We start from the raw sequence: 17563 nt of genomic DNA, 5'->3' as shown, positions 1-17563 counted from the left end.
CTTGTCGCCTCCGAAGAGTTCGTGTCGTGGGCAATGTATCACTTTCCGCGTGTGGGGCGAGCACGGCGGAAGTAAAAAGGGCTGCCACCCGGCAGCCCTCGTTTCCCGAAGGATGGCTTATTGGCCGCGCTTGATGCGGGCGTTGGCCGCGATGCGCATGCGCAGCGCATTGAGCTTGATGAAGCCGCCGGCGTCGGCCTGATTGTACGCGCCGCCATCTTCGTCGAACGTGGCGATGGTCTGGTCGAACAGGGAGTCGGTCTTCGAATCGCGCGCGACGACGATGACATTGCCCTTGTACAGCTTGACGCGTACCCAGCCGTTCACGGTCTGCTGCGTGTGGTCGATCAGCGTCTGCAGCGCCACGCGCTCCGGTGCCCACCAGTAGCCGTTGTAGATCAGCGAGGCGTAGCGCGGCATCAGGTCGTCCTTCAGGTGCGCCACTTCGCGGTCCAGCGTGATTGATTCGATCGCGCGGTGCGCCTTCAGCATGATGGTGCCGCCCGGCGTTTCATAGCAGCCGCGCGACTTCATGCCCACATAGCGGTTCTCGACCAGGTCGAGGCGGCCGATGCCGTGCTTGCCGCCCACGCGGTTCAGCTCCGTCAGCACTTCGGCCGCGCTCATGCGCTTGCCGTTCAGGGCCACGATGTCGCCCTTCTCGTATTCGATGTCGAGGTACTCGGCCTGGTCCGGTGCCGCCTCCGGCGACACGGTCCAGCGCCACATCGATTCCTCGGCTTCGGCGCTCGGATTTTCCAGGTGACGGCCTTCGAACGAGATGTGCAGCAGGTTGGCGTCCATCGAATAGGGCGCGCCGCCGTTCTTGTGCTTCATGTCGACGGCGATGCCGGCATCCTCGGCGTATTTCAGCAGCTTTTCGCGCGACAGCAGGTCCCACTCGCGCCACGGCGCGATCACTTTCACGCCCGGCTTCAGCGCGTAGGCGCCCAGTTCGAAGCGCACCTGGTCGTTGCCCTTGCCGGTGGCGCCGTGCGAGATCGCGTCGGCGTTGGTCTCGTTGGCGATCTCGATCAGGCGCTTGGCGATCAGCGGGCGGGCGATCGACGTGCCCAGCAGGTATTCGCCTTCGTACACGGTGTTGGCGCGGAACATCGGGAACACGAAGTCGCGCACGAATTCCTCGCGCACGTCGTCGATGTAGATGTTTTCCGGCTTGATGCCGAACTTCAGCGCCTTGGCGCGTGCCGGTTCCAGTTCCTCGCCCTGGCCCAGGTCGGCCGTGAAGGTGACGATCTCGCAGTGGTAGTTATCCTGCAGCCACTTCAGGATGACGGAGGTGTCCAGGCCGCCGGAGTAGGCGAGGACTACTTTCTTAATGTCGCTCATTGCAATTCCAATCTACATTCAAACAGGATCGTGGCAGACCGCTTCGATGTTGTGCCCGTCCGGGTCCAGCACGAAGGCGCCATAATAATTAGGGTGATAGTGGGCGCGGATGCCCGGTGCGCCGTTGTCGCGCGCTCCGGCCGCCAGCGCCGCCGCGTAAAACGCGTCGACCAGCGCGCGGCTGGCGACGCGCAACGCAACGTGCACGTGGCCGTGTTCCGCATTGCCAGCGGATCTGCCGGGTGCCGCTTCCGAGATCCAGAAGTCGGGCTTCCGGTCCTCGCCGAAGCCAGCTACGCGAACGGTACCCGTGATCTCCGGGCCCAGTTCCATCAGCATGGCATAGCCGATCGGTGCCAGCGCTTTCTGGTAGAACGCGCGGCTGTTGGCAAAATCGGTGACGATGATTCCAATGTGGTCGATCATGGATGGCTTTCGCGATGTCTTACTTGCTGTCGAGGCGGCCCAGCAGCAGGTATTCGATCAGCGCCTTCTGGATGTGCAGGCGGTTTTCCGCTTCGTCCCACACCACCGACTGCGGGCCGTCGATGACTTCCGCCGCGACTTCCTCGCCGCGGTGCGCGGGCAGGCAGTGCATGAACAGTGCGTCCGGGGCCGCGCGCGCCATCTTGGCGCCATCGACGATCCAGCCGTCGAAGGCTTTCAGGCGCGCGGCGTTTTCTTCTTCGTAGCCCATGCTGGTCCACACGTCGGTATTGACCAGGTGGGCGCCCGCGCAGGCGTCCGACGGATTGTCGAACAGCGTGAAGCGGTTGGTGGAGACCAGCGACATGTCCATGTCGTAGCCCTTCGGCGTGGACACGTTGACATGGAAGCCGAACACCTCGGCCGCCTGCAGCCACGAATACAGCATGTTGTTGGCGTCGCCCACCCAGGCCACCGTCTTGCCCGCGATCGGGCCGCGGTGCTCGTAGTAGGTGAAGATGTCGGCAAACACCTGGCATGGGTGGTGCTCGTTGGTCAGGCCGTTAATCACGGGCACCCGCGAATTGGCGGCGAAACGCTCGATGATCTCCTGGCCGAACGTGCGCACCATGATGATGTCGCACATGCGGGACATGACCTGGCCCGCATCTTCCACCGGTTCGCCGCGGCCCAGTTGAGAATCGCGCGTGTTCAGGTAGATCGCGGCACCGCCCAGCTGGTGCATGCCGGCCTCGAACGACAGGCGCGTGCGGGTGGAATTCTTCTCGAACACCATCACCAGCGTGCGGTCGATCAGCGGGTGATAGATCTCGTAGTTCTTGAACTTGCGCTTGATGATGTGCGCGCGTTCGATCACGTATTCGTACTCTTCGAGGGTGAAGTCGGAAAACTGGAGATAATGCTTGATCGGTTTTGTAGACATATTCACAACGGATTGGGCGGCGCGATGGTGCTGCACACTTGAATCGGCTCGCCGGATGGCCGGGCCTTCGCGGCAAGTTGGCAAATCATTATAAGGGGTTTTGCCGGGGACTAATAGATCGGCGGCTGGCGTTCCGGATCGTTGTGCGGCGCCACCAGCGGCAGCTCCACCGTGAATGCGGTACCGGCGCCGCTGCTGGCCACCGCGATCTGCCCGCCGAGCAGGCCGGTGACGATGTTGTAGCTGATCGATAGCCCGAGGCCGCTGCCGCCCCGGCCCAGCCGGGTGGTGAAGAATGGATCGAAGATGCGCGACAGGTGCTCCGGCGCGATGCCGGCGCCGTCGTCCTCGAACACGATGACGGCCTTGCCGTCCGGCCCGGCGCTGGCCGTCAGCTGCATGGTGCCGCCCGCGCGGTTGTCGAAGGCGTGCAGCAGCGCGTTATTGATGAAGTTGGTGATGACCTGGCCGAAGGGGCCGGGATAGCTGTCCAGCTCGATCCCTTCCGGTACATGGAAACCGATCCGGTGCCCGGAAGCGCGGATCCGGTTCATCATCGTGGCCACGATCTCGTGCGTAACCTGGTGCAGCTGGAAACGGCGGCGCTGTTCGGTGGTGCGGTCCACCGCTACCTGCTTGAAGCTGGCAACCAGGTCGGCGGCACTGTGCAGGCCGCGCATGACCAGTTCCGACGCCTTGCGGGCATCGTCGATGTAGGCGGCCAGTTCGGAACGGCGCAGGCCGGGCCCGTTCAGGGCGTTCTCCAGTTCGAGCGTTCTCTGTTCCAGCGTGCTGGCGATCAGCAGGCTGTTGCCGATCGGCGTGTTCAATTCGTGCGCCACGCCGGCCATCAGCGCGCCCAGCGCGGCCAGCTTTTCCTGCGCCGCCAGCTGCGACTGCGCTTCCTGCAACTGGCGGTACGCCTGCGCGTTGTCGAGCGCGATGGCGCCATAGGCGCACAGCGTGCGGAAGATCAGCCGTTCCCGTTCGCCGTACGCGGCGCGCTGGCGTGCCTGCACGGTCATCGCCCCCAGCACGCGCTCGCCCACCAGCAGTGGCGCGAACAGCGCGCTGGCGCACTGCGCGCAGCCGTCCACGGCCGGGGAATGACGAGCCAGGTCGTCCACCGCGATTTCGCGCCGCTCGCGCACACAGCGCCGGCTCCAGGCGGTCTCGTCGTCCGGCGCGATGGTGAACGGCGCCAGCGGCGCACCTGCTTCGATGCCGAATGCCAGTGCCAGCGTGGCGCCGTCCGGCGCCTGCAGCACGATCGCAAAGGCATAGGCGGGCAGCAGCGCATGCACATAGCGGCTCAGCACGTCGTAGATGCCATCGGCGTCCAGGTGCATGGTGATTTCCTGGCCGATCGCGGACAGGCGCTGCAGGATGGCGCTGGTCTGCTGCTGCAGCTCGGCGCGCTCCGCCTCTGACACCGCCAGCGCGCGGTGGTGCCGTTCCTCGGCGCGCGCCTTCTCGGTTTGCCGGTGCAACTGCATCGCGATGGCGCGCCGCGTCGCCTCCTGGCTGTGGGTCTTCTCGCGCGCGGCGCTGGCGGCGCGCGCCGTCAGGTACGCTTCGCGATAATCGCCCACGCGGGCGTATTGCTCGGCCAGCGCGTCGTACAGGTCGCCCGGGACGATGTAGCCGTCGATCGTGGCGGCCACCTGCAGTGCCTGGCGCAGGTAATGCAGCGCCGGGCTGGCTTCGCGCATGCCAACGGGGCCGGGCAGGGCGTGCCTGCCGTGGATCAGTGCCAGCACGCGCAGCCCGGCCACCTGGTTGTACAGGTTGTGATGGCCGGCGGCCAGGCCGATCGCCTCCTGCGCCAGCACCATCGCCTCGGCGGGCCGGCCGAGGAAGCACAGGCCATGGGCGCAGCCGCGCCGTGCCACCATCCGGAAGTCGGCCTGGTCGAGTGCATCGGCGCGCAGCGACAGCTGTTCGAAGGCCGCCAGCGCCCCCTGGTAGTCGCTTTGCGCCAGGCACAGGTCGCCTGTGTACTGCAGCGCGATCGCGTACAGGCGGCTGTTCGCATAGGGCTGCAGCAGGTCCAGGGCTTCGCGCAGCAGCTCGCCGGCGGCATCGAGCCGCCCCAGCCGGCGCAGCGTGTCGCCGGTGTGCAGCAGCGCCGCCGCCGTGCTGCGCGGCCAACCCTTCGGCCGCGCCGTGTCGAGCGCGCGCTGCATCCATTCGAGCGCGGCGTGGTGATCGTTCAGGTTGGAGAATTTTTCACCGATATTGGTGGCGGCGATGATGGCCGTGCGCACCTGGCCCGTCGCCAGCGCGGCCTCGTAGGTGCGCAGGTAGTGGCGTGCGGCGCCGGCGAAATCGCTGGACTGGCTGGCAGCCATGGCGAGAAAGTCGTGGACCCAGCAGTCCAGCGCCGGCGGCCGCGCCACATCCGGCGCGAAGTGTTCTCCCCAGCGGGCACGCGCCGTGTCCAGGTCGCGCAGCACCGCCCAGCGGGCGCTGGCCGCTTCCGCGATCGCCGCCCGGTCGGCATTGCCGGGTACATGCACGGCGGCATGCGCCGCGGCGGCACAGCGCTCCAGTTCCTGGTCGCGGCAGGCGTGATCGCCGCGGTCCACGGCGATCCAGGCGCACAGCCAGTGCGCGTCCGCGCAGCCGGCCATGTCGTCGGCGGCGCGGAACGCATCGCGGGCCGATTCGGCCATCGACTGCGCGCGATCGAGCTCGCCCATCAGCCAGCGCATCTCGGCGCGCAACAATTGCAGCCTGGCGGCGAGCGCGCCGCGCGCGGCGGCATCCGCTTCCGGCAGCAGGGCTTCGGCTTCGTCGGCCAGCGCGCCGGCGCGGCCGGTGTCGCGCTGGCGCAGGTGCCAGGCCAGCGCCACCAGCACCGGCAGGCGCGCCGCGCCGGACAGCCCCGGCAAGGCCAGCTCCCACTGCGCTATCGCGTCGTCGCCGGCGAACAGGTCCATGGTCAGTAGAGCGTTTGCGCCGATTCGTGCAGCAGCTGCCCGTACAGCTCGTGCCGCATCTTGGCGATCTTCCCGGCGCGCACGGCATCGAGCACGCCGCACTGCGGTTCGATCAGGTGCCGGCAGTTGTAGAACTTGCAGCTGCCCAGGTAAGGCTGGAAATCGCGGAACGCCCGTTCCAGCATGCCTTCGGAAAGGTGATACAGGCCGAATTCCTGGAAGCCGGGCGAGTCGATCACCGTGGCATGGCTGTCCAGGTGGTACAGGCGGGTAAATGTGGTGGTGTGCTTGCCGGTATCGAGCGCCGCCGAGATCTCGCGGGTGGCGATGTCGGCGCCCGGGACCAGCAGGTTGATCAGGGAAGACTTGCCCATGCCGGACTGGCCGATCAGGATCGTCGACTGGTTGCCCAGCAGCGGCGCCAGCGCGTCGATGGTTTCCTGCGGCCGGCCTTTCGCCGATACCTCGTGGACCGGGTAGCCCATCGCCGTGTACATCTCCAGGCGGGCACGGGTCCTGTCGAGGTTTTCCGTGACATCGACCTTGTTCAGGATCAGCCGGGCGGAAATGCCCGCCGCTTCGGACGCGACCAGGGCGCGCGACACCAGGTCGTCGGTATAGCCGGGTTCGGTGGCGACCACGATGAACAGCTGCGTCACGTTCGCCGCCAGCAGCTTCGATTTGTATTGATCGGAGCGGTACAGCAGCGTCTTGCGCTCCTGGATCCTGTCGATCACGGCCTGGTCGGGGGAGGTCAGCGTCAGGTCGACGATATCGCCGACGGCGACGTTGGTCTTCTTGCCGCGCGTGACGCATTGCAGCCGCGTGCCGTCCGCTTCGGCCAGGTAATGGCGGCCATGCGCCGCGATGATGAGGCCGGTGCGCTGTTCCTTTTTCATGGGTGGCCCGCCACCCGTACCAGCGTGTCCGCCTTGGCGGCGCAAATGAAATCGTTCAGGGATAATCCTTTCACCGAATGGGTATCGAAGCGCACCACGCAATTCCTGTAGCCCACCACCAGTTCCGGGTGATGGTCTTCGCAGTGGGCGATGTAGGCGATGGCATTCACGAAGGCCATCGTCTGGTAGTAATCCTTGAAGCCGTAGGCCCGCGTCAGGCGGCCGGCATCGATGGCCCAGCCATCGAGCAGGGACAGCAGGCGGGCCGCCTCCGCCGCGTCCAGCGGGTCCGTGGCGTGGGCGCAGTGCAGGCTGCGCAACTGGTCGGCGTGCGTGATCATGCGTGCGCCATGTTCGGGTGCCGATGCAGATGCTGGATGCGCACCGATGCCGGCGGGTGCGAGTCGTAGAAGGCCGAGTGCAGCGGGTCGGGCGTCAGCGTCGACGCATTATCCTCGTACATCTTGACCAGCGCCGATACCAGGTCGCGTGCGTCTGTGTGCTGCGCGGCAAAAGCGTCGGCCTCGAATTCGTGCTTGCGCGAGCTGAGCGAGGCCAGTGGCCCGAACAGGAACGTGAACACGGGCAATGCCAGCATGAACAGGATCAGCGCCAGCGCATCGTTGCCCTGGCCGGGGGCGATCAGCGGCGACACACCCAGGCCGGTGTAGAACCACATCTGGTTCTTCAGCCAGCCGAGCAGCGCCAGGAATGCCAGCGACAGCGCGAACATCAGCGCGATGCGCTTGACGATGTGTTTCAGCTTGAAGTGCCCCAGTTCGTGTGCCAGCACCGCCTCGATTTCCTGCGGGGCCAGGCGCGCCAGCAGCGTGTCGAAGAACACGATGCGCTTGGCCGCGCCGAAGCCGGAAAAATACGCGTTGCCGTGCGCGCTGCGCTTCGAACCATCCATCACGAACAGGCCCTTCGAAGCGAAGCCGACCCGTTTCATCAGGCCTTCGATGCGCGCCTTGAGCGTTTCGTCGGCCAGCGGGGTGAACTTGTTGAACAGCGGCGCGATCACGGTGGGGAACAGCACCATCATCAACAGCTGGAAACCGCTCCACACGAACCATGCATACAGCCACCACAGTTCGCCGGCACTGGACATCAGTGTCAGCACGATCCACGCCAGTGGCAGGCCGAGCACCAGGGCCAGCAGCAGGCCCTTGACCATGTCGGCCAGGAACAGGCCGGGTGTCATCTTGTTGAAACCGAAGCGCTCCTCGAGGCGGAACTGGCGATACCAGTCGATCGGCACGTCGATGAGTCCCGAGATCGCGGCGAACGCCACCAGCAGGCCGATCTGGTATGCCATGCCGCCGCCGGTCAGCCCGAACACCTGTACCGACAGCCATTGCAGGCCACCCAGCAGCGTAAAGCCCACCAGCACCACGGCATTGACGAACATCGTCACGATGCCGTACCTGGTGCGCGCGATCGTGTAGTCGGCCGCTTTCTGGTGTGCCGCCAGCGGAATCGTGGCGGCGAATTCGGCGGGAACCGCGCCGCGATTGGCCAGCACGTGCCGCAGCTGGCGCGACGCCAGCCAGAAACGGACGGCCAGCGTGAGCACCAGAAAGGCGGCAAACAATAATGAAAACCCGTGTGAATACATTCTATGCCTGTGAGAAAATGGCGGTTTAGTCTGGCCAAGAGAGAATTATGTCACAAGCGAACGATACTTCCGTCACCACTCCGGTCGCCCCCCAGCAGCAGCGCCCCAACGAAATGAACCTGGTCTGGGTCGACATGGAAATGACGGGCCTGGAACCCGATACCGACCGCATCATCGAAGTGGCGATGGTCGTCACCGACATGCACCTGAACGTGCTGGCCGAAGGGCCCGTGCTGGCGATCCACCAGTCCGACGCCACGCTCGATGCGATGGATTCCTGGAACAAGGGCACGCACGGCCGGTCCGGGCTGATCGACCGTGTCAAGGCGTCCACGGTCTCGGAAGAACAGGCCGTGGAGGAATACATCGCTTTCATGAAGCAGTGGGTGCCGAAAGGCAAATCGCCGATGTGCGGAAACACCATCGGCCAGGACCGCCGCTTCATGGTGCGCTACATGCCGCAACTGGAAGCGTTTTTCCATTACCGGAACGTGGACGTGTCGACGCTGAAGGAACTGTGCCGGCGCTGGAAGCCGGAAGTGGTGTCCGGCTTCAAGAAGGCGCAGAAGCATACCGCGCTGGCCGACATCCTCGAGTCGATCGAGGAACTGAAGTACTACCGCGAGCACTTCATTAAGCTGTAATGCGCGAGCCGTGATGCCGCTCTCCCGCCACGCGACGCCATGCGCGGGAGGCATATGGCGTCAGGCGTCGACGGTACGCGAGCGCCGCCGGCTGGCCGCCGCGCCGAACACGGCCAGCCCGGCAAGCATCATCGCCTGGCTGCCCGGTTCGGGAACCGCGCTGGTGATCTGGAAGCCTGCCTGCGTGATGGCTCCTTCGCCGCGGCCCAGGCCGAGGGTGATGACGTCGTTGTTGTACGTGAAGCCCATCGAGACTTCGCCCGTGACGGGCTGCAGCGGTACGCTGGCGTAGGATGGCAACTGGCCCAGCGGCAGCACCTCGGGTGAAAATACCAGCCGCTGGGACAGGTCCATCGTCACGCCCCAGTTCGACCAGCGGAACTCGTCGAAGGAAATGCTCAGCACGGTCGCCGCGTTGCCGGCGCCATCGGTGCCGGCGGAGGTACCGACAAAGATAAGGTCGTTGATCGTTGTGTGCCGTGTCACGCCGCCATAGGTCAGGCCGATATCGATGTCCGCGAGCGTGCTGAAATTTCCCGTCCCGCCCGCAGTGTCGATGGTGGTCGACAGCGTCAGCTCGAATGGTCCCGTTCCCTGGATATCGCCGAGGCCGTTATAGTCCCAGAGCTCGAATACACCGGCATCGCCTTTCGCATGCGTCGTCAGCGTGAGCGGCGCCGCGTGAACATGGGTTACCGCCAGGAGGCTGCAAAAAAGTACGCCGAGTGCTGGTAGTCTGGGCATGGTGGTTCTTTCCTCGATCAAGAAGTTGGCGAAAAGCCAATTCTAGCAGCGGGTTGCCCCATGCCGGCCGAGGTATCGAAGATTCATGTATCGGTGCAACACTTGCACGGTACAAGCCGGGCGGCACGCTTGACAATCTGCCGTGCGCCGCCGCGGGGTGGCTTGCCTGGCGTCAGCTGGCTGCTTCCGTGCCGCAGCACTTCTTGTACTTCTTGCCGCTGCCGCAAGGGCAGTCGTCGTTGCGGCCCACCTTCGGCTCTTCGCGCTTGACGGTCGTCACCGGTGCCTTGCGGCGCGGGATCCAGAACTTGTGGATCGCCGGCAGGTTCGCTTCGATTTCCAGTGCCAGCTTGTGCGCCTTCAGCGGGTCTTCCACTTCCGGCAATTCGTCTTCCTCGATCTCGTCGGCACCCAGCAGGTAGATCGGGCGCATCAGGGCGCCGATCTCGGAATCCCAGATCTCGTCCCACGAGCCGGGGCGCAGTTCCATGCCTTCCCAGAAGCCCCAGCACCACGCTTCGGCATTCATCAGCGGCTTGCCGTCTTCCTCATATTCGACGAACAGCGGCTCGAATTCCTTCGGCGCCACCTCGAAGGTGATGGTCACTTCGTTATAGAAGCGCATGATCAGGTTGAAGATGCGGTCCGCTTCCTTGTCGTTCTTGTATTTCGGCACCTGCTTGCCGTCGTCGCCCCAGATGCGCGGGATCCACTCGGCCGGCATGATGGTTTCCGGACCGATCGCGATGGCCGTCATGTAGCCGTGCAGGTGGTCGAGCGTCATCGCATCCTCGGGCGTGCGCTCGCCCAGCAGGAACTGGTCCAGGTCGTCGAGTTCTTTTTCGGAGAGTGGCTGGTCGAGTTGCATGGATGTGCTTTCTTCTAAAGTAATCCGACAGTATACGCGGGTCGCCATGCCGTGGCGAGGTCCGCCGCCTTACAATGCGGGATGGCCAATCCAACCACACATCCATTTTCCGCACTCGGCCCCGATTGCGTGCTCGATGCGCTGGCCGCTGTCGGCCTGTACGGCGACGGCCGCCTGCTGGCACTGAACAGCTACGAGAACCGCGTGTACCAGGTGGGCATCGAGGATGGCAAGCCCGTCGTCGTCAAATTCTACCGGCCGGAACGCTGGAGCGACGCCGCGATCCTCGAGGAACACGCTTTCCTGGCCGAGTTGCACGGCCAGGAGATTCCCGCCGTGCCGCCGCTGGCGATCGACGGCCGCACGCTGCACGGGTTCGCCGGCTTCCGCTTTGCCGTCTTCGAGCGGCATGGGGGCAGGGCGCCCGAGCTGTCCGATCCCGATGTGCTGGAATGGACGGGCCGCTTCATCGGCCGCATCCACGCCGTCGGCGCGACGCGCCCGTTTGCCGAGCGGCCGGCGCTCGACATCGACACCTTCGGCATCGCATCGCGCGACTACCTGCTGGCCAATGATTTCCTGCCCCCGGAACTGATCGAGCCTTACCGCAGCGTGGCTGCCCAGGCGCTGGACGGCATCCACCGCTGCTACGACCGGGCGGGCGACCTGCCGCTGCTGCGCCTGCACGGCGATTGCCATGGCGGCAACGTGCTGTGGACGGATGCCGGGCCGCACTTCGTCGATTTCGACGATGCGCGCATGGGGCCGGCGGTGCAGGATCTGTGGATGATGCTGTCCGGCGAGCGGCACGAGATGGTGCGGCAACTGTCCGACATCCTGGCCGGCTACGAGGATTTCATGGAGTTCGATCCGCGCCAGCTGCACCTGGTGGAGGCGCTGCGCACGCTGCGGCTGATGCACTATGCCGCCTGGCTGGCGCGGCGCTGGGACGATCCGGCCTTTCCCGCCGCGTTCCCATGGTTTAACACGCAGCGCTACTGGCAAGACCGCATCCTCGAATTGCGCGAGCAGGTGGCATTGATGGATGAGCCGCCGCTGTGGCCGGCCTGATCCGCCGCAAGCGGCGAACAGGCGGGGAAATCCCGCTCTGATCCAGCGCTGGCCGTGCGCGAACGGCCGGGATAATGGCAGCTCGGAAATCCCGTAACCTTCGAGCGAGACTGTCATGCAAGCACAACTGGCCCACCCCCTGCACGTCGCCTACTCCGCCGATGACGCCGACCACGACCTGGCCGAGCCGGCCGAAGCAGCCAATAGCGCGGTAAAACCGGACCGCGCCGAAGCGGAGATGCGCGCCATCCAGCAGGCCATCGCGCGGGTGGAAGCGGAAGCCAAGGCGGCCTGCGCGGCCGAGAGCCGGGCCCATGCCGAGGCGCGCGCCCGCTCGCTGGCCGAGGACCGTGCCGCGATGGATACCGCCGCGGCCGCCGTGGCATTGCAGAATGCCCAGGCCGCCGAGGACGTGATTGCCGCCAACCGCGAGCGGCTGGAAAGCCTGCGTGCCGCCGCCCAGGCCAGTGTGGCCAAGCTGGAAGCGGTCAAGCAGGAAACCGCCGAACTGCGCGCACGCGTGGAAGCCGACAACCAGATCCGCCAGGCCGCCGAAGGGCGTGCCCGTGCCGAGGAGGAAACGCGCCGCCGCGCCACCGAGCAGATGGAAGCGGAGGCGCACCTGGCCGAACAGGCGGCCCAGGCCGCCGACGAATTGCAAAAGCAGACGCAGCAGGCCCGACTGCAGGCCGCCGAACGCGTGGCTGCCGTGCAGGCCGCGAAAGAGGAAGTGATCGGTATCGCCACCGCCGATGCGCGCATGGCCACGCTGGCGCGTGAGCGGGAGCGCCATGCCTATTCGGCGCGGCAGACCGCGCAGCAACTGGCCGAAGCCGAGGCCGAAGCACTGGAAGCGACCCGCCAGCGCGAGCGCGCCGATCACGTGGCGCTGGAATCGGCGTTTGCCCGCGCTGCCGCCGAGGTCCATGCGGCCGAAGAAGCGCGCGCGCTGGCCCACCTGGAGCAGGAACGCGAAGCGATCGCGCTGGCGAAAGCCGAGTCGGACCGCAGTGCCGCGATGTCGCTGCACCTGCGTTTGCAGACGGAAAAGGAAATCCGCGATGCCGCCCAGCACCGCGAACGCCTGGAAGCGATGGCGGCAACGACGGCGCAGGCGCGCCGCGATGCCGATGCCCGCATCATTGCCGCCACCGAGGCGCGCATCGCGGCCGACCGCGAATTGCATGCGGTGGCGCTGGGGCGCGTGGAAGCGGAACAGCAGGCCGAATTCGATGCGCGCGGCAAGCTCGATGCCGAGCGCCACGCTACTGAACAGGCAAAACTGCGCCAGCAGGCCGAACAGGCCGCCGCCGAAGCCGCTCGTGCCGAGGCCGAGGAGCAGGCGCGTGCCGCCCGGCTCGCCGATGAGCGGGCCGAACTGTCGCGGGACGCCACCCGGCTGGCGCGTGAGAAAAACGATGCCGAAAGCGCTGAAGTGGCCACGCTGGCCGAGCACGCGTCGGCACTCGATGCCGCCAATGAGCTGGCGCGCCGGAAGGCCGGCGAAGCCGAGCGCCTGCTGGCAGCAGAGCACACCCGTGCCGCCGCCGAGCAGGAAGCGATCGCCGCGCTGAAGGTGCGGCTGGCCGAGGAAGAGCGCGCCACCGCCGCCGCCGAGGCGCGGGCCGCGGCCGAACGCGAGCAGGCCGAGGCTTCCGCCCGCCATGCCGCTGCGGACCTGCGGCGCGCCGAGGCGATCCGCGAAGAGGCTGCCGCGCTGGCGATGATGGCCGAACAGTGCGAAGTGGAAGTGCAACAGAAGGAAGAGGCTGCCCAGGCCGCCGCGGCGCAGGCCCGTCTCGGCGCCGAGCTGTCCGAAGTGCACCGCGAGCGGGCTCGCACCGAACTGGCCAAGGCGGCGGCCGTGCAAGCGCAGATCGAAGCGGAACGTGCTTTCATTGCCCGCGAAGAAGCCGCGCTGGCGCTGCTGGAACAGCAGACGGTGCAGCAGCAGGCAGCCGCCGCGGCCGAGGAAGAGACCGCGCGCGCGATCGAAAGCCGGATGGGCTCGGAAATCGCGATCGCCACCACCGCGCGTGAACGTGCCGATGCCGAATTGGCCGCGGCCGCCATGCTGCGTGAACGGGAAATGCTGGAATCGGCTGCCGCCGCGGCCTCGCGCGACAAGGCGGCGCACCAGCAGGAATTGCTGGAAGCGGCCCGGGCCCATGCGGCCATGCAGCGCAAGGCCGCCGACACCACCGCCGCGCTGGCCGCCGCAAAACAGGCGCTGCTGGAACAGGAAACCGCCCGCTACGAAGCCGCCCAGCGCTCGCTGAACGCCGTGCAGCGCAAGCTGCAAGCTTGAAAATAGGGACGAACCCGAAAATAGGGACGGACCCTGTTTTTCAGGCAATTCGAAAATAGGGACGGACCCTGTTTTTCAGGCAATTAAAAACTGGGGACGGACCCTGTTTTTGAGACAACAATGCCGAGGCAGGGACGGGCCGGGTGTTCAACAACGATCCTGGCCGAGCCGCTTTCTAGCGTTGCCAATCAAACAAAAGGGCTGCCGGAGACGGCAGCCCTTTTGTTTCCTGAAAAACAGGGTCTGTCCCCAGTTTTCGTTTCTACCGGCTACTGCACCAGCACTTTCTCGATGTAGTACTCGGTTTCGCCGAAGCAGTTGGTTGGTACGCCCTTGTGCTGGGCGTAGGTCAGCGTCACGCGCTTGCCCATCGCGGCCGACAGGTTGCGGGCCACCTGCTCGTCGCGCACGCTGAAGTGGAATTTCTCCGGGATCGCGCCCGGCATCGAGGTCAGCAGCATCTCGCCTTCCCATGTCTTGCAGAACCAGCCCACCTTGGAGAATTTCTGCAGGAAGCCGTTGCGCTCGCCTTCGGAGTACGAGAAATTGAGCGCGGCCATGGCCCATACCCAGAACAGCAGGGCGGCCACGACCAGCAGGCCGATGAGGATCAGGAAGGGGGAACGTCGGGTGCGTCGTATCATGGCGGGCTGGTCAGAGTTGAAATGCTGCGATCTTACTGCATCACCATCCGTTTGCGGTACTTCACCGACGAGTACAGTGACACCACGATGAACGCTACCCCCGACAGGCCGGTAAACCATTCTGGCACGTGATATCGCACGCTGGCCAGCATGATCACCGCCAGGATGCCGATGGCGTAATGCGCGCCGTGTTCCAGGTAGATGAATTCGTCCAGCGTGCCCTTGTGCACCAGGTAAACAGTCAGCGAGCGCACGTACATCGCCCCGATCGCCAGCCCCAGCATGATGATGACCACGTCGCTGGTGATCGCGAATGCGCCGATCACGCCATCGAAGCTGAACGATGCATCGAGCACTTCCAGGTACAGGAAGCCGCCGATGCTGCCGCGCTGCACCGCCTTGCCGATCTCTCCGGTTCCTTCCCCGACATGCTCTTTCTCTTCCAGCAGTCCGGACAGCCATTTGACGCCCAGGTAGATCGCGATGCCCGAGATACCGGCATATAGCACGGCGAAGCGATGCGTTTCCTCCACCAGTTCGACGCAGACGAGGATCGCCAGCAGCGCCAGCAGGACCGACAGGCTGCCGGTGCCAATCTTTGCCGCGGCTTTCTCGAACCAGCCCAGCCAGTGCACTTCCTTTTCCTCGTCGAACATGAAGTTCAGGAACACCAGCAGCAGGAACGCGCCGCCGAATGCCGCCACCTCGGCATGCACGTCCATCAGGTGGCGGGAATATTCGTTCGGCTGCGTGGTCGCCATGGTCCACACCTGGAACAGGTCCAGTCCGGTGGCGACCGCGACGATCGCCAGCGGGAACACCAGCCGCATGCCGAACACGGCGATCAGGATACCGACGGTCAGGAACAGCTTCTGCCAGAACGCGTTCCAGTCCTTCAGCACGGAAGCGTTGACCACGGCGTTATCGAACGACAGCGACACCTCCATGATCCCCAGCACGCCGGTAATCCACAGCGCCGAGAACAATCCCGCGATGCCGCGCTGGCTATAACCCCACCAGCAGGCCACTATCATTAACACCACCGTGACGATGATTGAAATCCTGAAATGCTTCATGCCCCATCCTTCATGATTAGTTATTAGTTATAAAAGAAAATAAAACAGCACCCGGCCGATTTTACTTGAGCCGCTTCCTTCGGGGAGCCGGCTTCTGCGATAATGAAGAATTGCCAAAAAGGAATTCGGAAGTTACTCATGGATATCGCCTATCTCGTCACACCGCTGCTCACCTGGATCACTGTCGGCCCGATCAAATTCCTGATCAACAGTATCCGCGCCCGAAAATGGGCGTTCAATCTGGTGGGCAATGGCGGCTTTCCCAGCAATCACAGCGCCGTGGTGTCCAGCATGGCAACGCTGATCGCGCTGCGCGAGGGAATCGGCCATCCTGCGTTCGGCGTGGCGGTCACGCTGTGTTTCATCGTGATCATCGACGCCAACAGCCTGCGCCAGCACGTGGGCCGCCAGGCGGCGGCGATCAACGCGCTGGCCGAGGGGCGGCCGGCCCATCGCTGGCTGCGCGAACGGATGGGCCACACGGTGGTTGAAATCTGCGGCGGCCTGGCAACCGGCGTCGCCATCGGCCACCTGGTATTCGCGCTGTTCGCTCGTGGCTGAACGGACCAGGCTGGGCGACCATTCCCGGCGCAGGGAAACTGCCGCGGCGGACAGCGCGGACGTCCGCCGCAATAGCGTCCGGCTCGCCGGTCGTCCGGCCGTCCGGGAACGTCTCTGCAGTCTGTCCATGATTTTCAGCAGTCCAGCCACATTTTCCCGCAGTCTGGCCCGGGTGAATTGACACTGCCTGCCGCACTGGACATACTCGGCGCTCCCGGTCATACAAAAAACATAACGCAGTCCAATTGCTCGCTGTTCAAGCTGTCACTCAATAAGCTCAGCAGTCCAAAACTCTCGGAGATCTTCATGTTGCGAAATACCCTGATCGCTCTCGCCGTCGCCACGAGCCTCGTCGCCTGCGGAAAACCACCCGGTGCAGCCGATGCGGCCGCGAAAGGGGAGGATAAGAAGACAGCCAGGCTTCTGATCGCGCCGGAAGATCTTCTGACCGTGCACAGCAATGCACTGGCGGCCGGTCCCGTCATCACCGGCTCGATCCAGCCGGAGCGCCGTGCCGACCTGCGCGCCGAAGTCTCGGCCATCGTGCTGCAGGTCCTGAAGGAAAACGGCGAGCCGGTCAGGAAAGGCGACCTGCTGGTGCGGCTGGACGATACGTCGATCCGCGACAGCCTGTCCTCGAGCGAGGAAAGCGTGCGTAATGCAAAGCAGGTGGTCGACCAGGCCCAGCGCATGCTGGAACGGAACAAGACGCTGCGCGCATCCGGCATGACCTCGATGCAGGCGCTGGAAGATGCCGAGGTGCGCCTGAATACCGCGCAGAGCGAGATGGCCGCCGCGCGGGCCCGCGCCGTGCAGGCCCGGCAGCAGCTCGACCGCACGCTGGTGCGCGCGCCGTTCGACGGCATCGTCAGCGACCGCAAGGTGTCGAACGGCGATACCGCGCAGATCGGCAAGGAGCTGATCAAGGTGATCGACCCGAACAGCATGCGCTTCGAAGGCCTGGTATCGGCCGACAAGATCGGTGTCGTCAAGGTGGGCCAGCCGGTGCTGTTCCGCGTCAACGGCTACCCGGGCCAGAATTTCCAGGGCAAGGTGCGGCGCGTGGACCCGGCTGCAAACGCTGTCACGCGCCAGGTCGAAGTGCTGGTCGACTTTGCCGGCACGTCGCAGCCGCGCGTGGCCGGCCTGTATGCCGAGGGCCGCGTCGAGAGCGAAACGTCGGACGCGCTGATGCTGCCGGAATCGGCGATGGTGCAGGCCGGCGACGACCGCTACGTCTGGCGCGTGAAGGATAACAAGCTGACCAAGGTGAGCCTGGCCATCGGCTCGCGCGACGAGCGCACCGGCCAGTGGCAGGTCACCAAGGGCCTGGCGGCCGGCGACACGGTGCTGCGCGCACCCGGCTCGACCGTGCAGGACGGCCAGCCGGTGCAGCTGACCGCGGCGAAGAACGTTGCATCCGCCAGCGGCAATGCCGCCAACAAAGGCAACTGAGCCTGACCAGGATA

16 protein-coding genes are annotated in these 17563 nt (G+C 65.3%); 5 read left to right on the top strand and 11 right to left on the bottom strand.

Features of this window, described 5'->3' with window-relative positions:
* Positions 1 to 117 precede the first annotated feature (117 nt).
* The 7 genes from ACY34H_RS13900 to ACY34H_RS13870 form a co-directional block, all read right to left on the bottom strand.
* Positions 118 to 1350 carry an argininosuccinate synthase gene (locus ACY34H_RS13900; protein ID WP_137316729.1) on the bottom strand — a complete coding sequence of 411 codons (1233 nt, stop codon included), beginning with the start codon at positions 1348 to 1350 and terminating at the stop codon, positions 118 to 120.
* A gap of 18 nt (positions 1351 to 1368) precedes the next feature.
* On the bottom strand, positions 1369 to 1776 hold the full coding sequence (locus tag ACY34H_RS13895; protein WP_464978073.1) for a VOC family protein: 408 nt from the start codon (positions 1774 to 1776) through the stop codon (positions 1369 to 1371).
* A gap of 19 nt (positions 1777 to 1795) precedes the next feature.
* On the bottom strand, positions 1796 to 2719 hold the full coding sequence (gene argF, locus ACY34H_RS13890; protein WP_464978072.1) for an ornithine carbamoyltransferase: 924 nt from the start codon (positions 2717 to 2719) through the stop codon (positions 1796 to 1798).
* Positions 2720 to 2829: 110 nt separating this feature from the next.
* On the bottom strand, positions 2830 to 5661 hold the full coding sequence (locus ACY34H_RS13885) for an ATP-binding protein (protein ID WP_464978071.1): 2832 nt from the start codon (positions 5659 to 5661) through the stop codon (positions 2830 to 2832).
* Between the two features lie 2 nt (positions 5662 to 5663).
* Positions 5664 to 6560 (bottom strand): ribosome small subunit-dependent GTPase A, encoded by an 897-nt coding sequence (gene rsgA / locus ACY34H_RS13880; RefSeq protein WP_464978070.1) that lies wholly within the window; start codon positions 6558 to 6560, stop codon positions 5664 to 5666.
* Positions 6557 to 6901, bottom strand: coding sequence for a 4a-hydroxytetrahydrobiopterin dehydratase (locus tag ACY34H_RS13875; protein ID WP_464978069.1), 345 nt, complete (start codon positions 6899 to 6901; stop codon positions 6557 to 6559). The genes rsgA and ACY34H_RS13875 overlap by 4 nt, the downstream gene beginning before the upstream one ends.
* Positions 6898 to 8178, bottom strand: coding sequence for a M48 family metallopeptidase (locus ACY34H_RS13870; protein ID WP_464978068.1), 1281 nt, complete (start codon positions 8176 to 8178; stop codon positions 6898 to 6900). The genes ACY34H_RS13875 and ACY34H_RS13870 overlap by 4 nt, the downstream gene beginning before the upstream one ends.
* A 47-nt stretch (positions 8179 to 8225) precedes the next feature.
* Between ACY34H_RS13870 and orn the strand changes: the two genes are divergently transcribed.
* Entirely contained in the window at positions 8226 to 8822 is a 597-nt protein-coding gene (orn, locus tag ACY34H_RS13865) for an oligoribonuclease (RefSeq protein WP_464978067.1), read from the top strand.
* Between the two features lie 60 nt (positions 8823 to 8882).
* Here the strand turns inward: orn and ACY34H_RS13860 are convergent, their stop codons facing one another.
* A complete protein-coding gene (locus ACY34H_RS13860; RefSeq protein ID WP_464978066.1) occupies positions 8883 to 9566 on the bottom strand; it encodes a PEP-CTERM sorting domain-containing protein in 684 nt (227 codons plus the stop codon).
* A gap of 172 nt (positions 9567 to 9738) precedes the next feature.
* Complete coding sequence (locus tag ACY34H_RS13855) at positions 9739 to 10434, bottom strand: UPF0149 family protein (protein ID WP_464978065.1); 696 nt, start codon at positions 10432 to 10434, stop codon at positions 9739 to 9741.
* Positions 10435 to 10515: 81 nt separating this feature from the next.
* Between ACY34H_RS13855 and ACY34H_RS13850 the strand changes: the two genes are divergently transcribed.
* Positions 10516 to 11505: a serine/threonine protein kinase gene (locus ACY34H_RS13850; protein WP_464978064.1), complete on the top strand. Its 990-nt coding sequence runs from the start codon at positions 10516 to 10518 to the stop codon at positions 11503 to 11505.
* 115 nt (positions 11506 to 11620) lie between these two features.
* Positions 11621 to 13813 (top strand): coiled-coil domain-containing protein, encoded by a 2193-nt coding sequence (locus ACY34H_RS13845; RefSeq protein ID WP_464978063.1) that lies wholly within the window; start codon positions 11621 to 11623, stop codon positions 13811 to 13813.
* A gap of 269 nt (positions 13814 to 14082) precedes the next feature.
* On the opposite strand, the gene ACY34H_RS13840 is transcribed toward ACY34H_RS13845, so the two are convergent.
* A complete protein-coding gene (locus tag ACY34H_RS13840; protein ID WP_464978062.1) occupies positions 14083 to 14457 on the bottom strand; it encodes a hypothetical protein in 375 nt (124 codons plus the stop codon).
* A gap of 32 nt (positions 14458 to 14489) precedes the next feature.
* Positions 14490 to 15533, bottom strand: coding sequence for a DUF475 domain-containing protein (locus ACY34H_RS13835; protein WP_464978061.1), 1044 nt, complete (start codon positions 15531 to 15533; stop codon positions 14490 to 14492).
* A gap of 138 nt (positions 15534 to 15671) precedes the next feature.
* On the opposite strand from ACY34H_RS13835, the gene ACY34H_RS13830 reads away from it, so the two are divergent.
* A complete protein-coding gene (locus tag ACY34H_RS13830; protein ID WP_464978060.1) occupies positions 15672 to 16094 on the top strand; it encodes a divergent PAP2 family protein in 423 nt (140 codons plus the stop codon).
* 306 nt (positions 16095 to 16400) lie between these two features.
* On the top strand, positions 16401 to 17549 hold the full coding sequence (locus tag ACY34H_RS13825) for an efflux RND transporter periplasmic adaptor subunit (protein ID WP_464978059.1): 1149 nt from the start codon (positions 16401 to 16403) through the stop codon (positions 17547 to 17549).
* The last annotated feature ends 14 nt before the right edge of the window (positions 17550 to 17563 follow it).

This window comes from Pseudoduganella sp. jia 9 (assembly GCF_055502615.1).
The sequence above is the reverse complement of the archived record's forward strand: the minus strand, read 5'-3'. Positions and strand labels throughout refer to the sequence as shown.

Excerpts from the sequence above, each read along its gene's own strand:
- ACY34H_RS13875 (WP_464978069.1), bottom strand. The coding sequence starts at position 6,901 with ATGATCACGCACGCCGACCAGTTGCGCAGCCTGCACTGCGCCCACGCC.
- ACY34H_RS13830 (WP_464978060.1), top strand. The coding sequence starts at position 15,672 with ATGGATATCGCCTATCTCGTCACACCGCTGCTCACCTGGATCACTGTC.
- ACY34H_RS13840 (WP_464978062.1), bottom strand. The coding sequence starts at position 14,457 with ATGATACGACGCACCCGACGTTCCCCCTTCCTGATCCTCATCGGCCTG.
- orn (WP_464978067.1), top strand. The coding sequence starts at position 8,226 with ATGTCACAAGCGAACGATACTTCCGTCACCACTCCGGTCGCCCCCCAG.
- ACY34H_RS13870 (WP_464978068.1), bottom strand. The coding sequence starts at position 8,178 with ATGTATTCACACGGGTTTTCATTATTGTTTGCCGCCTTTCTGGTGCTC.
- ACY34H_RS13860 (WP_464978066.1), bottom strand. The coding sequence starts at position 9,566 with ATGCCCAGACTACCAGCACTCGGCGTACTTTTTTGCAGCCTCCTGGCG.
- ACY34H_RS13835 (WP_464978061.1), bottom strand. The coding sequence starts at position 15,533 with ATGAAGCATTTCAGGATTTCAATCATCGTCACGGTGGTGTTAATGATA.
- rsgA (WP_464978070.1), bottom strand. The coding sequence starts at position 6,560 with ATGAAAAAGGAACAGCGCACCGGCCTCATCATCGCGGCGCATGGCCGC.
- ACY34H_RS13845 (WP_464978063.1), top strand. The coding sequence starts at position 11,621 with ATGCAAGCACAACTGGCCCACCCCCTGCACGTCGCCTACTCCGCCGAT.
- ACY34H_RS13895 (WP_464978073.1), bottom strand. The coding sequence starts at position 1,776 with ATGATCGACCACATTGGAATCATCGTCACCGATTTTGCCAACAGCCGC.
- ACY34H_RS13855 (WP_464978065.1), bottom strand. The coding sequence starts at position 10,434 with ATGCAACTCGACCAGCCACTCTCCGAAAAAGAACTCGACGACCTGGAC.
- ACY34H_RS13900 (WP_137316729.1), bottom strand. The coding sequence starts at position 1,350 with ATGAGCGACATTAAGAAAGTAGTCCTCGCCTACTCCGGCGGCCTGGAC.
- argF (WP_464978072.1), bottom strand. The coding sequence starts at position 2,719 with ATGTCTACAAAACCGATCAAGCATTATCTCCAGTTTTCCGACTTCACC.
- ACY34H_RS13885 (WP_464978071.1), bottom strand. The coding sequence starts at position 5,661 with ATGGACCTGTTCGCCGGCGACGACGCGATAGCGCAGTGGGAGCTGGCC.
- ACY34H_RS13850 (WP_464978064.1), top strand. The coding sequence starts at position 10,516 with ATGGCCAATCCAACCACACATCCATTTTCCGCACTCGGCCCCGATTGC.
- ACY34H_RS13825 (WP_464978059.1), top strand. The coding sequence starts at position 16,401 with ATGTTGCGAAATACCCTGATCGCTCTCGCCGTCGCCACGAGCCTCGTC.